This window comes from Rhizobium albus (genome assembly GCA_030160035.1).
Classification (GTDB): Bacteria; Pseudomonadota; Alphaproteobacteria; order Rhizobiales; family Rhizobiaceae; genus Georhizobium; species Georhizobium albus.
In genome coordinates, this window is sequence record BSNO01000001.1 from 728,004 (window position 1) to 746,222 (window position 18,219).

The following is an 18,219-nucleotide window of genomic DNA, read 5'->3' on the forward strand; positions in this document are numbered from 1 at the left end:
TTGCAATTGTCGAGGAGGTCACGATGCGTCTCATGCCCGTGTTGCGCTGGCTTAACCGGCGCGCAGAGAACATTCTCGCCATCATGATGGGCGTGATGTTCGTCGCGTTCATTACGCAGATCGTATTTCGATACTTCCTCAATTTCCCGACGGGCTGGACGTCCGAGCTGTCCGTCATTATGTGGCTGTGGATGGTTCTCTGGGGTGCGGCCTTCGTCATTCGCGAAGACGAAGAGATCCGGTTCGACCTCCTGTTCTGGATGGTGCCTCCAGCCGCACGTCGTATCATGCTGATCGTCGGCGGTGCCTGGCTGATCGGGCTCTATGCCTTTTCGCTGCCGGCGGTTGTGGATTACGTCACCTTCATGAAGGTGCAGTCCACGGCTTACCTGAAAATCCGCTTCGACTGGCTCTTCTCGATCTACGTGTTCTTCGCCGTCGCCGTGATCTGTCGTTACGCCTATCTCGTCTGGCGGGCCATCCGGGGTGGCGAGAACCGCGACGCCGATCCTACAGAAGCGAGTTCGGGCCTATGAGCCTTTCCGATCCGTTCACGCTGTGCATCGTCACGTTGGTCGCAATGAGCCTCCTCGGCCTGCCGATCGGCCACGCGATGATCGGCGCCTCTATCCTCTATCTCTACGCCGCCGGCCTCGACATGGGTACGGCTGCCGAGCAGCTGCTGAACAGCATGTTCACCAGCTACACGATGCTTGCCGTGCCGCTGTTCATCCTCGCAGCCGAGCTGATGAATTCCGGCTCGATGACGATCCGGCTTCTGAATTTCTGTAATGCGCTCGTCGGGCGTTTCCGCGGAGGGTTGGCGCAGGTCAACATCCTGCAGAGCCTCATTTTCGCGGGCATGTCCGGCTCGGCGATCGCCGATGCCGCCGGCATGGGCAAGATGATGCAGAAGATGATGACGGAGAACAACAAGTACACACCGAGCTTCGCGGCATCGCTGACCGCCGTGTCGGCCGTCATGGCGCCGATCCTGCCGCCGTCCATTCCGCTCGTCATCTATTCGCTGGTATCCAACGCCTCCATCGGCTTCCTGTTTCTTGCCGGTATCTTGCCTGGACTGCTCATCGCGCTGAGCCAGATGGTGATTGTCGCCTGGAGCGCGCGCCGCCAGAACTTCCCGACGGAAGCGCCGGTGCCTGTGCGCAAGCTGCCTGGGATCACCATGCGCGCGCTGCCGGCACTGATGCTGCCCGTTGTGCTTCTCGTCGGCCTGCGCGGCGGCGTGATGACACCGACGGAAGCAGCGGCCGTCGCTGCCGGCTACGCGCTGGTCGTCTCCGCCATCATTCACCGTGACGTCGGTTTGCGCGAGTTCTTCGCCTCGCTGCTGTCAGCCGGCCGCATGACTGCGTCCGTCGGCATGCTGATCGCCGGCGCGATGGTCTTCAATTATGTGGTGACGGTCGAGAACATCCCGGCGTCGCTCAGCGCCTTTCTGCTGAGCTTCGAACTCACGCCGCTGACGTTCCTCATCATCGTCAACATCGTCTTGCTGTTGCTCGGCTGCCTCCTGGAAGGAACCACGATCATCCTCGTGATCGTGCCGGTGCTCGTGCCGACGGCGCAGGCGCTTGGCATCGACATGGTGCATTTCGGGATCGTGGTGGTGTTCAACGTGATGCTCGGCCTCATCACGCCACCTTATGGGCTGCTGCTCTTCGTCGTCGCCCGTGTCTCGGGCGCGCCGCTGCGCGATATCGTGCGTGACACAATGCCGTTCCTGATCGGCATGTTCGTCGCGCTGGCGATCATCACCTTTATCCCGTCGGTCGTGCTCTTCGTGCCGCGCCTGTTCGGCTACTCCGGCTAATCTTGGAATTCGTGCCCATGCCCAATCCGATCTATGTCCTGAACGGTCCGAACCTCAACCGGCTCGGTAAGCGCGAGCCTGAAATCTACGGGCACACAACACTGGCCGAGGTCGAGGCCATGTGCCGAGAAGCTGCGGGCGATACGGAAATCGTGTTTTACCAGTCCAACCGTGAATACGAGCTGGTCGACTGGATCCATGAGGCGATCGACCGGCCGGCTGCGGGCATCATCATCAATCCGGCTGGGCTGACCTTCACGTCGGTGCCGATCATGGACGCGTTGAAGATGTTTTCGGGCCCGATCATCGAGCTCCACATCTCCAACATTCATCGCCGCGAAGTGGTCTACCACAACTCGCTGATGTCGAAGGTCGCGACCGCCGTCATCGCCGGGCTTGGCCCGAAGGGTTACCGCACGGCTGTGCGGGCCATGGGTGATCTCGTCGACGCCTGACCCTTTGCCAGGCGTCGACGAAAGCTCAGAGCATGTCGGCCGGAAGAAGCGCCTCAGGCAGGTTCTGGTAGGCGACCGGGCGCAGAAATCGGCGGATCGCGAGCGTTCCGACGGATGTGGCGGCGACGTTGGTGCTGGCAGGGTAGGGGCCGCCATGCATCATGGCATCGACCACCTCGACGCCTGTGGGAAAGCCGTTCGCAAGGATGCGCCCGGCCTTCTGTTCCAGGATCGGCATCAGCCGCTGGGCCGTGTCCGAATCAGCGGCATCCAGCTGCAGCGTAACGGTGAGCTGGCCTTCGAGTGCATTCGCGATGGTCAGCAGGTGATCTTCGCTGTGGGCTCGCACCACGATGCCCGCGGGACCGAACACTTCTTCCGCCAGTTCCGGGTTTGAGATGAAGGTGTCGGCGTCGGTTGCGAACAGTCCAGCGGTAGCAGCGCGTCCGTTCACCTCGGGCGCGCAAATGGTGCGCACGGCGTTGCCGGCGGCGAGCTTTGCGGCATTGCGTCCGAAAGCCTCGGCGATGCCGGCTGACAGCATCGTCTGCTGAGGCACCTGCCGAAGCTGAGTGGCCGCCTCGGTTTCGATGAGGTCGGCGCTGGCTTCCGGAACGATCAGGACGCCGGGATTGGTGCAGAACTGGCCGGCACCCATCGTGAGCGACGCTGCCCAGTTGCGCGCGATTTCGGCGCCACGGGTCTCGGCCGCGTGAGCGAGCACGAAGACCGGATTGACCGAACCCAATTCGCCGAAGAACGGAATGGGTTCCGGTCGGCTGACCGCCAGATCGAAGAGCGCGCGCCCACCGCGCAGCGACCCGGTGAACCCGATCGCCTTGATGAGCGGATGCTGGACCAGCGCGGCGCCTGCCTCGTTTGTGTCGGACTGCACCAGCGCGAAGACGCCGGGGTGCTGGTCCGTCGCGCGGATCGCTGCGAGGATCGCGTCGGCAACGATTTCAGATGTCCCGGGGTGCGCCTGGTGGCCCTTGACCACGACGGGGCAACCGGCGGCGAGCGCCGAGGCGGTGTCACCGCCGGCCGTCGAAAAGGCTAGCGGAAAATTGGATGCACCGAAAACGCCGACCGGACCGATCGGCCGCTGGACGAGGCGGATTTCCGGGCGCGGCAGCGGCTTGCGCTCCGGGTCGGCCGCGTCATGGCGTCGGTCGAGATAGGCGCCGTCACGGATGTGCTTCGCGAAGAGCCGCAACTGGCCGTTCGTACGGCCGCGCTCGCCTTCGAGGCGTGCGGCAGGCAGTCCCGTTTCGGCCATCGCGACGGCAGTGATTGCCGCGCCGCGCTCTTCGATGGCGTCGGCGATCGCTTCGAGAAACAAGGCTCGGCTTTCGCGGCTCGACCGGCTGTAAGGCAGGAATGCCGCCTCTGCCGCCTGAACTGCACGGTCGATATCGGCAGTTGTTGCGCGCGCAAATCGGGTCTCCACGCCATCGGTGCGGTCGGCCGTGAAAAAGTCGGAGCCCTCGATCCAGGCCCCGTTAATCAGATGGCGGCCGTGGAGTGTGATGGGATCAGTCATGGAAATCTCATTCCTCGAAAGGTTCAACCGTGATCTTGCGGCCGAGCATGAAGGCGTCGGCGACATGGATCAGCGGGGCGAGATCCACATCGATCTCGCTTGCGTCGATCAGTTCGGCGAAGCGGCGGTAGATGCCGGCATATTCGACATCGGCTTCCGTCATCTCGCGCCGCCCGCCGATCGTCAACTCCGCACCGCCCTTTGACAGAAGAAGAGAGCCCGTGTCGGTAACGACATCGATGTCCCAGGTTTGTGGACCGGTCTGGCGCCAGTCGAAATCAGCTTCGACCGTGAAGCCGGCCGAGCCCCTGAATCGCAGCGCCGCGGCAATGGGCGCCTGACGTCCGTCGGGGATTTCGAGCGTCGATCGCACGAGATGGACCGGCTTTGGCAGGATTTCCGTCATGATCGACAGGGCATTGATGCCCGGATCGAACACGCCGAGACCGCCCGGCTCCCAGATCCAGGCCTGGCCCGGATGCCAGCGCCGCACGTCCTCCTTCCAGGTGATGCGCACTTGCCTGACCTCGCGCTCGGCGAGCCAGGCGCGGGCGGCGGGAACACCTGCTGCGAAACGCGAATGCCACGTCGCGAAGAGGGTGACGTTCTTGAGAAACGCTTTTTCGACGAGGTCCTGAACCTCGGCGATGGTTGCCCCGGGCGGCTTCTCCAAGAGGACATGCCGGCCGGCTTCGATTGCGATCCTGGCGGCCTCGTAGCGCATCTGCGGGGGCATGCAGAGGGCGACCGCGCGAATATCGGGCCGCTTGTCCAGAAGATCGGTCAGCTGGGCATGATTCTCGATGCCGGGCAGGCCGTCTCGGCTGCTGACGGTCGCCGCAAGCTCGAAGCTCTCGTTGCCGGCGATGGACGGGACATGCTGGTCCTGCGCGATCTTGCCGACGCCGACGATGGCGATTTTAGTGACTGTCACGTCCGACATCCTTGCCGCGATGGCCCTTGAGGAAATCGAAGTCGGCTCCGGTATCGGCGCCTTGCACGTGGTCGTGGAAGAGGCGTGCATATCCGCCCGCAGGCTTTTCGACCGGCGGTGCCCAGGCGGCAAGTCGCGTCGCTATCTCCTCCTCCGAACAATCGAGATGGAGCCGTCGGTTCGGGACGTCGAGCTCGATCATGTCCCCGGTCCGCACGATCGCGAGCGGCCCGCCGACCGCCGCTTCGGGCGTCGTGTGCAGCACGACCGTGCCATAGGCGGTGCCAGACATCCGCGCATCCGAAATGCGCACCATATCGCGGACGCCCGTGCGCAGCACCTTCGGCGGCAGACCCATATTGCCGACTTCTGCCATGCCGGGGTAACCGCGCGGTCCGCAATTCTTCATGACCATGATGCAGGACGCGTCGATGTCGAGGTTCTCGTCGTTGATCCTCGCCTTGTAGTCGTCGATGTCCTCGAACACCACAGCGCGGCCGCGATGCTGCAGAAGTTCCGGGCTCGCCGCCGATGGCTTGAGCACGGCTCCATTGGGCGCGAGATTACCTTTGAGAACGGCGATCCCGCCATGGGGCGTCAGCGCGCGCTCGACCGGCAGGATCACGTCCTCGTTCCAGTTGCGGGCATCCTTCACCTCGTCCCAGATGCCGGAACCCGAAACGGTGATCGCATCGCGGTGGAGCAGGCCGGCTTCGCCGAGCCGCTTGATCACCACGGGCAATCCTCCCGCGTAGAAGAACTCCTCCATCAGGTATTTTCCGGACGGCATGAGATTGACGATCGTCGGAACGTCGCGGCCGAGCCGGTCCCAATCGTCGAGCGTCAAATCGATGCCAACGCGTCCGGCAATGGCAAGAAGATGGATGACGGCATTGGTGGATCCGCCGATCGCGCCATTGGTGCGGATGGCGTTCTCGAAGGCGTCGCGCGTCATGATGTCGGATGGCTTGAGGTCGTCCTTGACCATGTCGACGATGCGGCGGCCGCTCAGATGCGCCATCACGCGGCGGCGGGAATCGGCGGCCGGGATTGCGGCATTGCCGGAAAGCGCCATGCCGAGCGCTTCCGCCATGGAGGCCATGGTGGAGGCCGTGCCCATGGTGTTGCACGAGCCGGGGCTGCGCGACATGGACTGTTCCGCCTCCAGGAATTCGTCGCTGGTCATGGTGCCGGCCTTGATGGCCTCGCTCATCTGCCAGAGTGCCGTGCCGGAACCGACACGTTCGCCACGGAACCATCCGTTCAGCATCGGGCCGCCCGAAACGGCGATGGCTGGAATGTCGACACTGGCGGCACCCATCAGAAGCGCGGGCGTGGTCTTGTCGCAACCGACGAGCAGGACGACACCGTCGATCGGGTTGGCGCGCAACGCTTCCTCGACATCCATTGCGCAGAGGTTGCGGTACATCATCGCGGTCGGGCGCAGCGTGCTTTCACCGGGCGAGAAGACCGGGAACTCGACCGGCAGGCCGCCGGCCTCGTAGATGCCGTGCTTCACGCGCTGCGCAAGATCGCGCAGGTGCGCGTTGCAGGGCGTCAGTTCCGACCAGGTGTTGCAGATGCCGATGACCGGGCGTCCGTCGAAGAGATCGGCCGGCAATCCCTGGTTCTTCATCCAGGAGCGGTGGTAGATGTGGTCGCGGCTCGTGCCACCGAACCATTCCGTCGATCGCAGTTTGCGCGGCCATTTAGCCTTCTTGAAGGTCATCTCTCAGGCCTTGTTCTTGTTGTAGACGTCGAAGATGACGGCAGCGAGCAGCACCAGGCCTTTGATGACCTGCTGGTAGTCGATGCCGATACCGAGGATCGACATGCCGTTGTTCATCACGCCCATGATGAAGGCGCCGATGACGGCACCGACGATCGTGCCGACGCCGCCGGACATCGACGCGCCGCCGATGAACACGGCAGCGATGACGTCGAGCTCGAAGCCGAGGCCGGCTTTCGGCGTGGCGGTGTTCAGCCGGGCGGCGAAGACGAGGCCGGCCAGTGCTGCCAGCATGCCCATATTGGCGAAGGTGAGGAACACGAGCCGCTCCGTACGGATGCCGGACAGCTTCGCGGCCTTCTCGTTGCCGCCGATCGCATAGATGCGGCGGCCGACCGTCGTGCGGTTGGCGACGAAGGAATAGACGGCGATCAGAAGCGCCATGATGATGAAGACGTTCGGCAGGCCGCGGAACGACGCCATGAGATAGCTCATATAGGCGATGGCGAGGGCGATGAGCGCATTCTTCACGGTAAAGAGCGCCGCCGGTTCGGTCGGCAGCCCGCGCTTGATCTCCTGGCTGCGGGCGCGCATCGCGAGATAGAGCAGAAGTGCTGCAACGCCGAGGCCCATGACCAGCGACAGGATGTTGATGCCGTCGCCGCCGAAGACATCCGGCAGGAAGCCCGACGACATCAGCTGAAAGGTGGGCGGGAAGGGACCGACGGACTGGCCGGCGAGCAGCCAAAGTGTCAGGCCCTTGAAGACCAGCATGCCCGCAAGCGTGACGATGAAGGAGGGAATGCGGAAATAGGCGATCCAGAAGCCTTGCGCGGCACCGATCGCGGCGCCGACGCCGAGACACAGTATCGAGGCCAGCACGTAGTTCATGTCCCACTGGACGATCATGACCGCGGCGAGCGCGCCGACGAAGCCGAGCACCGATCCGACGGACAGGTCGATATGGCCTGACACGATCACCAGCAGCATGCCGACGGCCATGATCACGATATAGCTGTTCTGCAGGATCAAGTTCGTCAGGTTGACCGGTCGGAGCAGGATGCCGCCCGTTGCGAACTGGAAGAAGGCCATGATCACGACCAGCGCGATCAGGATGCCATATTCGCGCATGTTGGCGCGGAAGAAGCTGACGCCGGAGGCGCGGACGGGCGTCGGTTCCGTGGTTACGGTCTGGTCCATGGGTCAGCCGCCCGCCTTGATGATGATGGACATGATCTTCTCCTGGCTGGCTTGCGCCGTCGGCAATTCACCGACAAACCGGCCCTTGTTCATGACGTAGAGACGGTCGGTGATGCCGAGCAGTTCGGGCATCTCCGACGAGATGACGATGATGGATTTTCCCGATGCGGCGAGGTCGCGAATGATCGTGTAGATCTCGAACTTGGCGCCGACATCGATGCCGCGGGTGGGTTCATCGAGAATGAGAATGTCCGGATCGGCAAAGAGCCATTTCGACAGAACCACCTTCTGCTGGTTACCGCCGGACAGATTGACCGTTGCCTGCTCGATCGACGAACTTTTGATGCGGACGCGATTGCGGTAGTCTTCCGCGACATGCGCCTCGCGGTGTCGATCGACGACGCCTTTGCTGGCGATGCCATCGAGATTGGCAAGCGGCACATTGCGGCGGATTGTCTGGTCCAACACCAGACCGAAGGTCTTGCGGTCCTCGGTGGCATAGGCGAGGCCTGCATCGATCGCAGCCGGCACACTCGACAGATCGACGGTCTTGCCGCGGATCAGCGCCTCGCCGCTGACATAGGTGCCGTAGGAACGGCCAAACATGTTCATGGCAAGCTCGGTGCGGCCCGATCCCATCAGCCCTGCGATGCCGAGCACTTCGCCTTCGCGCAGCGTGAAGTTGACCTTGTCGACCACGAGCCGGCTGGTGTCGATCGGATGGCGTACGGTCCAGTCGCGCACGTCGAGGATCGTCGGGCCGATCTTCGGGTCTCGCGATGGATAGCGGTCGGACAACGAGCGTCCGACCATATCGCGGATGACGCGATCCTCCGGTACCGGGCCCTTGGAACAGTCGAGCGACGTCACTGCCATGCCGTCGCGCAGGATCGTGATGGTATCGGCGACCTTCGAGACCTCGTTCAGCTTGTGCGAAATGAGGATGGAAGAAATCCCGCGGCGGCGAAATTCGATGAGAAGCTCCAGAAGCGCGTCGCTGTCGTGTTCGTTCAGCGAGGATGTGGGCTCATCCAGAATGAGCAGGCGCACTTCGCGCGACAGTGCCTTGGCGATTTCGAGCAGCTGCTGCTTGCCGAGACCGAGGTGCATGACCTTCGTTTCGGGCCGTTCGCGCAGACCGACGCGCGCGAGCAGTTCCCCGGTCCGCCGGTTCGTCTCGCGCCAGTCGATCACGCCGCGCGATGCGCATTCGTTGCCGAGAAAGATGTTTTCCGCAATCGACAGCAGCGGGACGAGCGCGAGTTCCTGATGGATGATGATGATGCCGTCGCGCTCGGAGTCGGCGATGCCGCGGAAAGCCTTGACCTCGCCCTCGTAGACGATGTCGCCTTCATATTCGCCATGGGGATAGACGCCGGACAGCACCTTCATCAGCGTGGATTTGCCGGCACCGTTTTCACCGACAAGCGCGTGGATTTCGCCACGCCTGACGGAGAAGGAGACGTCGTCGAGTGCTCGCACGCCCGGAAACGTCTTGGTGATGTTGCGCATCTCAAGGATGGTTTCGCTCATGGCGCACTCCAGATCGCCGTCGGTTGCCCTTCCACGGTCTGCAGGCCCCGGCCGATGCCGGGACCCGCTGTCCTTGGGAGGATCACTCGATCTCGGATGCTTCGTAGTAGCCGCTGTCGACCAGCACTTCACGCCAATTGGCTTCGGTCACCGGAACCGGCTCGAGCAGGTAGGACGGCACGATCTTGACGCCGTTGTCATAGGTTTCCGTGTCGTTGATTTCCGGCTCACCGTCGGAGAGAACCGCATCGACCATGCCTACGGTGACACGGGCGAGTTCACGCGTATCCTTGAAGATCGTCGAATATTGCTCGCCAACGAGGATGGACTTCACGGATTGGACTTCGGCGTCCTGTCCGGTCACGATCGGCATCTCCATGTCGCCGGAGCCATAGCCGACGCCCTTGAGCGACGAGAGGATGCCGATGGAAAGGCCATCATAGGGCGAAAGCACCCCATGCACCTGGTCGTCGGTGTAGTTGGCCGACAGAAGGTTATCCATGCGGGCCTGGGCGACCGAGCCGTCCCAGCGCAGCGTGCCAACGGTCTGCATGCCGGTCTGCCCGGACTTCACGACGATATCGCCGCTATCGATCAGCGGCTGGAGCACGGACATGGCGCCGTCATAGAAGAAATAGGCATTGTTGTCGTCGGGCGAGCCGCCGAAGAGCTCCACATTCCAGGTTTCGACATCACCAAAACGGTCTTCAAGTCCGGCCACCAGCGTCTCGGCCTGCTGCACGCCTACCTGGAAATTGTCGAAGGTGGCGTAATAGTCGACATTCTCGCTGTCGCGGATCAGGCGGTCATAGGCAATGACCTTGATATCCGCAGCGGCCGCGTTGGCGAGCGCGTTCGACAGGGTCGTCCCGTCGATCGCCGCAATCACTAAGACGTTGACGCCCTTGGTGATCATGTTTTCGACCTGGGCGAGCTGGTTCGGAATATCGTCCTCGGCATATTGCAGGTCCGTCTCATAGCCGGCAGCCTGGAACTGCTCGACCATGGAATTGCCGTCGGAAATCCAGCGTGCGGAAGACTGCGTCGGCATGGCAATGCCAACGAAGCCCTTGTCCTGCGCGAAAGCCGGTACGGCCAACGCAGTCGTAGAAAGCAATGCTGCGACAATCGCAGCTGACATATAGCGCATGAGTTCCTCCCATTGGCGGCGTGACTGCGCCGGCCTCGATCCGATCTCCTCATCGGACCCCGAGAGTTAGGCAAAAGAGATATGACCGTCAAATTCCGTATCAGCCTAATGATATACCGTTCCCGGTATGCCCGGCTGCAACGCCTCAATCGATGAGGACAGCCGGCTCGGGCCGCCCGCAGACGTCGAGGCGGACACTGTAGGTCAAGCCGTCGGCGGGAAGAGGGGACGGAATGTTTTCGAGCGCGCTCGTCACGAAGAGGGTCGAAAAGTCTGCTCCGCCGAAGGCGGGGCACGACACATGGACGGCAGGTAGAGGAACGACCTTCCTCAGCGATCCGTCCGGCGCGTAGCAGGCGACACGCGAAGCGCCCCATTGGGCATTCCAGAGACAGCCTTCCGCATCGGTCACCGCACCGTCCGGCGAAATGTCTTCAGAGGCCAGATCGAGGAACACTTCCGCCTCGCCTGCCGGCCATCCTTCACGGTCCAGCGTCACCGCGTAGACCATGCCGGAGGCCGTGTCCGCGTAATAGGCTCGGCGTCCATCCGGCGCAAAGCAGATGGCGTTCGGAATGGTGATGGCGTCGAAGAGCTTTTCCACGCGGCCCTTGTAAAACCGGTAGATCGCGCCTCTGCCCTGTTCTGCCTTCTTGCCCATCGTGCCGAACCAGAAGCCGCCGAAGGGATCGGCACGGCCATCGTTGGAGCGGGTGGATGCATCGTCTGCTTCGACCGCGGCGATCCCCGTTCGCGTTCCGGTCGAAAGATGGAAGAGGCTCAGGCCAGTTTCGCTGGCGATCAGCAGCCGGTCGCTGTCGACCCAGCCTGCCGCCGAAACGCACTCGCCGAAGCTCCATTCGAGAGGGCCGTCGGCTGACCGGCTGAGGAGCTTGCCCGCGAGAATGTCGAACCAGAAGAGCTGGCCGCGCTCGGGATGCCAAAGCGCGCCTTCGCCCAGCATGCATGCGCGCTCATCATGAACCTGAACCTCGCTCATGCGCGCGCCGCGCCGAACGCCGTCAGGCGAAGAAGACCCTTCTGCAGCAGGATGAAGAGCAGGAGCAGCATGCCGATCACGATCTTGGTCCACCAACTGGAGAGGCTCCCATCGAAGACGAGATAGGTCTGTATGAGCCCCATCGTCAGTACACCGAACAGGGTGCCGATCACATATCCGGCGCCGCCTGTCAGGATGGTCCCCCCGATCACCACGGCGGCGATCGCAGTCAGTTCGGTGCCGACGGTGGCCAGCGGATAACCGGAGCCGGTATAAACGGAGAAGACCACGCCCGAGAGACCGGCCATCAGGCCGGAGAAGGCGTAGATCAGCACGGTTGTCCGCCCGACATTAACACCCATCAGCCGCGCCGTCTGTTCGCCGCCACCGAGAGCGAAGACGCTCGCGCCAAACCGTGTACGATGGGCGAGCAGGGCGCCGGCGAGCACGACGACGACCATCAGGACGCCGATCAGCGTCAGCCGTCCTCTGCCAGGCATCAGCCAGTAGGCGTTCTGGATGGCGGCGAAGAAGGGGTCGGTGATGGCGATCGAGTCGATCGTCAGCATGTAGGCAGCGCCGCGCGCCAGGAACATGCCGGCAAGCGTGACGATGAAGGCCGGCATCGCAAGCGCATGGATCAGCCACCCCATCGCCGCTCCGAAGGCGCTCGTGATGACCAGCAGCATGACAATGATCAACGGCGCCGGCAGATCGGTATCGCGCAGCATCACGGCGATGAACACACCGGAAAATGCGATGACGGAGCCGACCGACAGGTCGATGCCACCCGAGAGTATGACGATCGTCATGCCGACGGCGACGATGCCGAGATAGGCGTTGTCGGTCAAGAGATTGCCGACGACGCGGGTCGACAGGATGTTCGGGAACTGCAGGTAGCAGAGAAAATAGCCGACGATGAAAATGCCGATCGTCGTGAGCAGGGGATAGAGGCGCGGATTGATGGTCATGACGCTTCCTTCCGCTCTGCCCGTGCGGTGCGCTGTTCACTGATCAGCGTCTTCAGATAGAACCAGTCGGCCGAGAGGTTCGGCGACTGCATCACCAGGATGACGAGGACCAGACCGGCCTTGATGACGAGATTGTACTCCGACGGAAAGCCGGCAAGCACGATGCCGGTGTTGATCGTCTGGATGATCAATGCGCCGATCATCGCGCCGGCGATCGAGAAACGTCCGCCGAGCAGCGAATTTCCGCCGATCACGACGGCCAGGATCGCGTCGAGTTCCAGCCAAAGCCCGGCATTGTTTGCATCCGCGCCGCGAATGTCGGCTGTCGCCACGATGCCTGCCAGCGCCGCGCAGAACCCGGATGCCATGTAGACGGCGATCAGGATCACGGTGGCGTTGACGCCGGCGAGGGCGCTTGCCGCACGATTGATGCCCGTCGCTTCGATGAGAAGTCCAAGCGCGGTTCGCCGCATCAGCGCAGCAACCAGGATCGCGGTTGCAAGCCAGAGGATGGTGGGGAACGGAATGCCGTAAACCGTGCCCGAGCCGATGAACGCGAAATCATTGTTGGAGAAGGTGAGAATGCGGCCTTCGGTGATCAACTGCGCGATCCCGCGCCCGGCCGTCATCAGGATCAGCGTCGCGACGATGGGCTGGATGCCGATGAGCGCGACGAGACAGCCGTTCCACAAACCTGCGGCGAGACCCGCCAGCAGCGCCAATGCCAATGTCGCGGGAAGGCCGAAGCCGGACGTGATGGCATAGGCGGCGACGGCGCCGGCGATCGCCATGACGGTACCGACGGACAGATCGATCCCGCGCGTGGCGATGACAAGCGTCATGCCGACTGCGAGCAGCGCAACCGGTGCCGATCGCTTGAGTACATCCACGATCGGCCCGACAAAGCGTGTGCCATCGTAGGAAATGGAAATGAAGTTCGGGAAGAACAGCGTCACAAGCGCGACGAGGGCAGCCAGCGTCAAGAGCTGCGGCGTGATGCGTTGAAGCGAGCGTCTCATCAAGCAGCCTCGGGCTGTGCGATCGCGCGGACGATGGCGTCCGTGCTGATGTCGGCGCCGGCGAGTTCGGTGACATGGCGCCTGTCGCGCACGACGATGACACGATCGCAGACGGCGACCAGCTCTTCGAGTTCGGACGAGATGACGAGCACGGCCATGCCGGTCTTCGTGATTTCCTGGATGAGCCGAACGATCTCGGCGTGGGCGCCGACGTCGATGCCGCGGGTGGGCTCATCGAGGATCAGGAAGCGCGGGTTCATCGCCAGCCATCGTGCGAGAACCACCTTCTGCTGGTTGCCGCCCGACAGTTCTCCGATCGGCTTGTCCGCGCTCGATGTACGGATGTCGAGGCGGCCAATATAGCGTTCGGCGAGCGCATCCTGCTCCTGGCGCGAGATCTTCGACATCCAGCCACGTTTGGCCTGCAACGCCAAAATGATGTTTTCGCGCACGGACAATTCGGCGATGATGCCATCCACCTTGCGGTCTTCCGGCGCAAAGCCGAAGCCGGCGGCGATCGCCTCGCGCGGGCTGCCATGGGCGATGCGTCCGTGCTGGTCGGAGGCGCTGCCACTGTCGCTGGTGCGAACACCGAAAAGAAGCTCCGCGCTTTCGGTGCGCCCGGAGCCGAGCAGGCCGGCCAGACCTATTACCTCGCCCTTGCCCACAGCGAGGTCGAATGGTTCGATCATGCCGGCGCGGCCGATGGCCTCGAATGTCAGCAGCGGTCCCCGCTGATCGTCACCGGCTTCGGTGTGCTTGCGGTGTTCGTGCGCCGCTTCTTCCAGGTCGCGGCCGAGCATATGGGAAATCAGACGCACGCGGTCGAGGTCGGCAGTTTTTTCCGTGACGATCTTGCGGCCGTTGCGAAGCACGGTGACGCGATCACAGATGGCGAAGACCTGATCGAGGAAATGCGAGACGAAGATGATGCCGAGGCCTTCGGCGCGCAGCTTGCGCACAATGGTGAACAGCATGCGTACCTCGGCCGCATCGAGGCTCGCGGTCGGCTCGTCGAGGATGAGAACCTTGCCTGAAAGCGCGACGGCGCGCGCGATGGCGATGATCTGGCGGATCGCGACCGAGTAGGCGCCAAGATCACGATCGACATCGATATCGAGCCCGTAAGGCTCCAGCATTGCCCGTGCCTGCGTCCTTTGGGCTCGTGCGTCGACGAAGCCAAAACGGCGCGGCTCGCGGCCAAAGGTCAGGTTCTGTGCGACAGTGAGATTCGGCAGGAGGTTCACCTCCTGATAGACGGTGCCGATGCCGAGCGCCTGCGCTTCTGCGGTCGAGGATGGATCGATCGAAACACCGTCCAGGCGGATCTCGCCGGCGTCGCGCTTGTAGGCGCCCGTCATGCATTTGATCAGCGTGGATTTTCCTGCGCCGTTTTCGCCGAGCAGTGCGTGCACTTCGCCGGCGGCAAGCTCGAAATCGACGCCCTGAAGCGCCTTGGTGCCGACGAAGCTTTTCGACAGCGATGTGATCGACAGGAGCATCGGTTCTTTCCCGCAAGGAAACCGGGGCAATTGCTGCCCCGGTTCTGGTTGGCAGGATCTCTTAGTAACCGAGATCCTTGCGAGCCTCATACTCGGCTGCCGGATCGTCTGCCTGGGTGTAGAGGCGCGATTCCGTCTGGATGAATTTCTCCGGCTCGGTGCCATCCGCCCAATAGGCTTCCAGCGCGTCGAAGGCGGGGCCAGCCATGTTCGGCGTCAGTTCCACCGTTGCATTCGCCTCGCCTGCAGCCATGGCCTGGAAGATGTCCGGAACGGCGTCGATGGAGACGATCTTGATGTCTTCGCCAGGTGCAAGCCCGGCTTCCTTGATCGCCTGAATGGCGCCGATCGCCATGTCGTCATTGTGGGCGTAGAGCGCGCAGATGTTTTCGCCGCCGCCTTCGGCCTGCAGGAAGCTTTCCATCACGCTCTTGCCGCCGGCGCGCGTGAAGTCGCCGGTCTGGCTGCGCACGATCTCGACATTGGCATGGCCTTCGATGGCATTGCGGAAGCCCTGTGCCCGGTCGATTGCCGGTGATGAACCCGTGGTTCCCTGCAACTCGACCACACGACACTCCTCCTCACCGACTTCGCCGAGGAGCCATTCGCCGGCGACTTCGCCTTCGTGGACGAGATCCGAACCGACGGCTGTCAGATAGAGATCGTCCGAGGAATCGACCTGGCGGTCAAGAAGCACGACCGGGATTTCGGCCTCCTGTGCTTCCTGAAGCACGCTGTCCCAGCCGGTCGCGACAACGGGGGCGATGAGGATGGCGTCGACGCCCTGCGCGATGAAGGACCGCAAGGCTGCGATCTGGTTTTCCTGGCGCTGCTGTGCGTCGGAGAACTGAAGTGTATAGCCGCGCTCTTCGGCCTGCTGCCGCGTGAGCGTCGTTTCGGCGGCGCGCCAACCGGATTCCGATCCGATCTGCGAGAAGCCGACTGTCTGTGCTGATGCTGCTGCCGATAGAGCGAGCAAGGCCGCCCCGGCAAGAAGTACTCTGGTCATGGTGTTCCTCCACTGTCCACGGGTGGGGCTATCGCGCCCAGCCATGTTCCTCCTCGGACCCGTCCGCGCCGGCCCCCTCGCGCTTGCGATCCGGCAGCTTGGCCGGATCGTGTCTCTTCCCGACATCGACAGCGCAACCAAGTGCGCGTTGAAGCCTCCAATTTCAAAGCATGCGCACGGACTGGCGCTTTTCCTTGTCAGGCTTCATGACGATCTCCAGCCGATTGGTCAGGGGCAAACCGAAGGAAGCAGCCTCGATTTCGAAGACGTCGCCATTCTGCGCCGCAAACCCTTCGGCAAAGGAAAGCGTCGCCGTCCCGAACATGTGGACGTGCACGTCACCCGGCCGGCGGAAGATGCCGTATTTGAAATGATGATGCTCGAGGTTGGCGATCGAATGGGACATGTTCGCCTCACCCGAGAGGAACGGCTTTTCGAAGACAACTTCTTGGCCACGCCGGATACGGCTCGTCCCTTCGATGCTGTCCGGCAAGGGGCCGACGAGCAACTCCGGTCCCACCGCCGCCTGGCGCAGCTTGGAGTGCGCGAGATAGAGGTAGTTCCGCTTTTCCATGATGTGGTCGGAAAACTCGTTGGCGAGGGCAAAGCCCACCCGATAAGGCTCCCCATCGTTTCCGATGACGTAGATCCCGGCAATTTCAGGCTCTTCGCCACCGTCCTCGGCATAGGCGGGACAAGCCAGCGCGCCGCAGGGCGAAACGAGCGCATCGCCATTGCCCTTGTAGAACCATTCCGGCTGCACGCCCGGTGCGCCGTTCAATGGCTTTCCGCCTTCAAGACCCATGCGGAACATGCGCATGGAATCGGTCTCGTCGTCGCTTGCCTTCTCGTGCATCGCCGCACGTGTCGACGCCGATCCCAGATGCGTCAGGCCGGTTCCCGTCAGATGCAGGTGGCTCGGATCCGGATGCAAGACGGGGGGCAGAAGTCGGCCCTCGGCGCACAGCGCAGCCAGATCGACGGCCTTGCGCAGTCCAAGGTTCAGGATCGAGGACTTGAGATCGGCGCCATCGTTCGCGCAGGCCAGTGCCAGTTCGTAAAGCGATGCATCGGTCGCGACGTCATAGGCTTCCGTGCCCTCGCGAGCGACGATCTGGGCCTTTCCATCTTCGCGACGGTACTGTGACAGCAGCAATTCGGACCTCCTCCAATGCTTCTCGGCGCCCGCCGCGGCGGGTGCGAAGAAGTTTGGCCCGCAGTCTCCCCCCGCAGACCTGTTCTTGTGAGCCCGTGGGTATCATCGGCTGATATGCGGTACAAATTCCAATATTTGCCGCAGCTATACCACTCCAGCCATATCAAGGGATCGAGCGGCGAATTTCAAAGAGCGTTTCGCTAGTGTAGACTTCTCCCGGCTGCAGAATGGCGTCTGGAAAATTCGGACGGTTCGGTGCATCGGGCCAGGCTTGAGCTTCCAGGGCGAGGCCTGCGAAGGCAGGGAGGCTGCGCCCAGCTTCATCGACAGCAAATTGCGTGTTTTCGCCATCGTAGAACTGAAGGCCGGGCTCGGTCGTCGAGACATGAAGCGCGATGCCCGCATCGGGCGCTTCCAGCATTGCGGCCGGCCGCAGTGGCCCCCGCCGATCTCGAAGACAGAAATTGTAGTCGTAGCGATGCCCGCCGATCCGGCGCGGTTGCTGGAAGTCAAAGGCGGTGCCGTCGACCGAGGCAATGTCGCCGGTCGGGATAAGCTCTTCGTCGACCGGCAGATAATGCGCGGCGTCGATCGTCAGCATCTGCTGCCGGATGTCTCCATCTCTCAGCCGGAAAAAGGCATGGTTGGCGATACTGCAGGGTGTGGCGTGGTCTGTCGTCGCCGTTGTCGTGATCCGGAGTGAGGAGGGCGTCTCGATCTCATACCGGGTCTGAACGTGCATGTGACCCGGAAACCCTTCGTCGCCGTCGGGCAGATCGATCGTCAAGGTGACATGCCGATCGCTCTGGTCAGCGATGTTCCAAATGTGGCCGTGAAGTCCGAGGCTTCCGCCATGGAGCGTGTGGCGGTCGAGGAAATTGGGGGTCGTCTGGTAGGTCGTCCCGTCGATGGAGAACTGGGCGTTGCCGATGCGGTTGGCGAAGCGACCGACCATCGCCCCGTAATAGGCCATGGGCCCGAGATAGGGCTCAAGCGTCGGGGCACCGATGACGAGCGAATGGTCGACGCCGACCAAATTCAGCGATTGCAGCCGTGCCCCGTGGGTCAAGATGCGAGCGCTCAAACCTCCCGCCTGAAGGCGAACCCCGACGACCTCCTGCCCATCGGGCATCGTTCCGAACACAGCCAAACCATTCCCTCCATTGCATGGTTCGAGCCAGCGT

The 18,219-nt window shown here is 62.7% G+C and carries 16 protein-coding genes; 3 read left to right on the top strand and 13 right to left on the bottom strand.

The features are described 5' to 3' along the window. The first annotated feature begins 23 nt into the window (after positions 1-23). From QQL76_RS03435 to QQL76_RS03445, 3 genes are read left to right on the top strand one after another with little or no spacing between them, the layout of a single operon-like run. A complete protein-coding gene (locus tag QQL76_RS03435) occupies positions 24-536 on the top strand; it encodes a TRAP transporter small permease (protein WP_499206391.1) in 513 nt (170 codons plus the stop codon). After that, positions 533-1,834 (top strand): TRAP transporter large permease, encoded by a 1,302-nt coding sequence (locus QQL76_RS03440; RefSeq protein WP_499206392.1) that lies wholly within the window; start codon positions 533-535, stop codon positions 1,832-1,834. The genes QQL76_RS03435 and QQL76_RS03440 overlap by 4 nt, the downstream gene beginning before the upstream one ends. A 17-nt stretch (positions 1,835-1,851) precedes the next feature. Next, positions 1,852-2,289 (top strand): type II 3-dehydroquinate dehydratase, encoded by a 438-nt coding sequence (locus QQL76_RS03445; RefSeq protein ID WP_499206393.1) that lies wholly within the window; start codon positions 1,852-1,854, stop codon positions 2,287-2,289. Positions 2,290-2,314: 25 nt separating this feature from the next. Here QQL76_RS03445 and QQL76_RS03450 read toward each other — a convergent pair whose 3' ends face one another. From QQL76_RS03450 to QQL76_RS03510, 13 genes are all read right to left on the bottom strand, one after another. Further along, complete coding sequence (locus tag QQL76_RS03450) at positions 2,315-3,832, bottom strand: aldehyde dehydrogenase (NADP(+)) (protein ID WP_499206394.1); 1,518 nt, start codon at positions 3,830-3,832, stop codon at positions 2,315-2,317. A 7-nt stretch (positions 3,833-3,839) separates the two neighbouring features. Then, positions 3,840-4,766, bottom strand: a complete 927-nt coding sequence (locus tag QQL76_RS03455; protein WP_499206395.1) for a Gfo/Idh/MocA family protein — start codon at positions 4,764-4,766, stop codon at positions 3,840-3,842. Further along, the gene (gene araD, locus QQL76_RS03460) at positions 4,753-6,495 is read right to left on the bottom strand and encodes an IlvD/Edd family dehydratase (RefSeq protein ID WP_499206396.1); all 1,743 of its coding nucleotides are present in this window, start codon (positions 6,493-6,495) and stop codon (positions 4,753-4,755) included. Before araD ends, QQL76_RS03455 begins: the two co-directional genes overlap by 14 nt. A 3-nt stretch (positions 6,496-6,498) precedes the next feature. Beyond that, positions 6,499-7,695, bottom strand: coding sequence for an ABC transporter permease family protein (gene mmsB / locus QQL76_RS03465; protein WP_499206397.1), 1,197 nt, complete (start codon positions 7,693-7,695; stop codon positions 6,499-6,501). Positions 7,696-7,698: 3 nt separating this feature from the next. Next, positions 7,699-9,228, bottom strand: a complete 1,530-nt coding sequence (gene mmsA / locus QQL76_RS03470; RefSeq protein WP_499206398.1) for an ATP-binding cassette domain-containing protein — start codon at positions 9,226-9,228, stop codon at positions 7,699-7,701. 82 nt (positions 9,229-9,310) lie between these two features. Then, positions 9,311-10,378 carry a type 1 periplasmic-binding domain-containing protein gene (gene chvE, locus QQL76_RS03475; RefSeq protein WP_499206399.1) on the bottom strand — a complete coding sequence of 356 codons (1,068 nt, stop codon included), beginning with the start codon at positions 10,376-10,378 and terminating at the stop codon, positions 9,311-9,313. A gap of 145 nt (positions 10,379-10,523) precedes the next feature. Beyond that, the gene (locus QQL76_RS03480) at positions 10,524-11,378 is read right to left on the bottom strand and encodes an SMP-30/gluconolactonase/LRE family protein (RefSeq protein ID WP_499206400.1); all 855 of its coding nucleotides are present in this window, start codon (positions 11,376-11,378) and stop codon (positions 10,524-10,526) included. Next, positions 11,375-12,343, bottom strand: coding sequence for a galactofuranose ABC transporter, permease protein YjfF (gene yjfF / locus QQL76_RS03485; RefSeq protein ID WP_499207100.1), 969 nt, complete (start codon positions 12,341-12,343; stop codon positions 11,375-11,377). Before yjfF ends, QQL76_RS03480 begins: the two co-directional genes overlap by 4 nt. A gap of 2 nt (positions 12,344-12,345) precedes the next feature. After that, positions 12,346-13,368, bottom strand: coding sequence for an ABC transporter permease (locus QQL76_RS03490; RefSeq protein ID WP_499206401.1), 1,023 nt, complete (start codon positions 13,366-13,368; stop codon positions 12,346-12,348). Continuing rightward, positions 13,368-14,870 (bottom strand): sugar ABC transporter ATP-binding protein, encoded by a 1,503-nt coding sequence (locus QQL76_RS03495; RefSeq protein ID WP_499206402.1) that lies wholly within the window; start codon positions 14,868-14,870, stop codon positions 13,368-13,370. The genes QQL76_RS03490 and QQL76_RS03495 overlap by 1 nt, the downstream gene beginning before the upstream one ends. A gap of 61 nt (positions 14,871-14,931) precedes the next feature. Beyond that, positions 14,932-15,879, bottom strand: a complete 948-nt coding sequence (gene ytfQ / locus QQL76_RS03500) for a galactofuranose ABC transporter, galactofuranose-binding protein YtfQ (protein WP_126008975.1) — start codon at positions 15,877-15,879, stop codon at positions 14,932-14,934. Between the two features lie 163 nt (positions 15,880-16,042). Then, positions 16,043-17,035, bottom strand: coding sequence for an AraD1 family protein (gene araD1, locus QQL76_RS03505; protein ID WP_499206403.1), 993 nt, complete (start codon positions 17,033-17,035; stop codon positions 16,043-16,045). 163 nt (positions 17,036-17,198) lie between these two features. Further along, the gene (locus QQL76_RS03510; RefSeq protein WP_499207101.1) at positions 17,199-18,167 is read right to left on the bottom strand and encodes an aldose epimerase family protein; all 969 of its coding nucleotides are present in this window, start codon (positions 18,165-18,167) and stop codon (positions 17,199-17,201) included. Between the last annotated feature and the right edge of the window lie 52 nt (positions 18,168-18,219).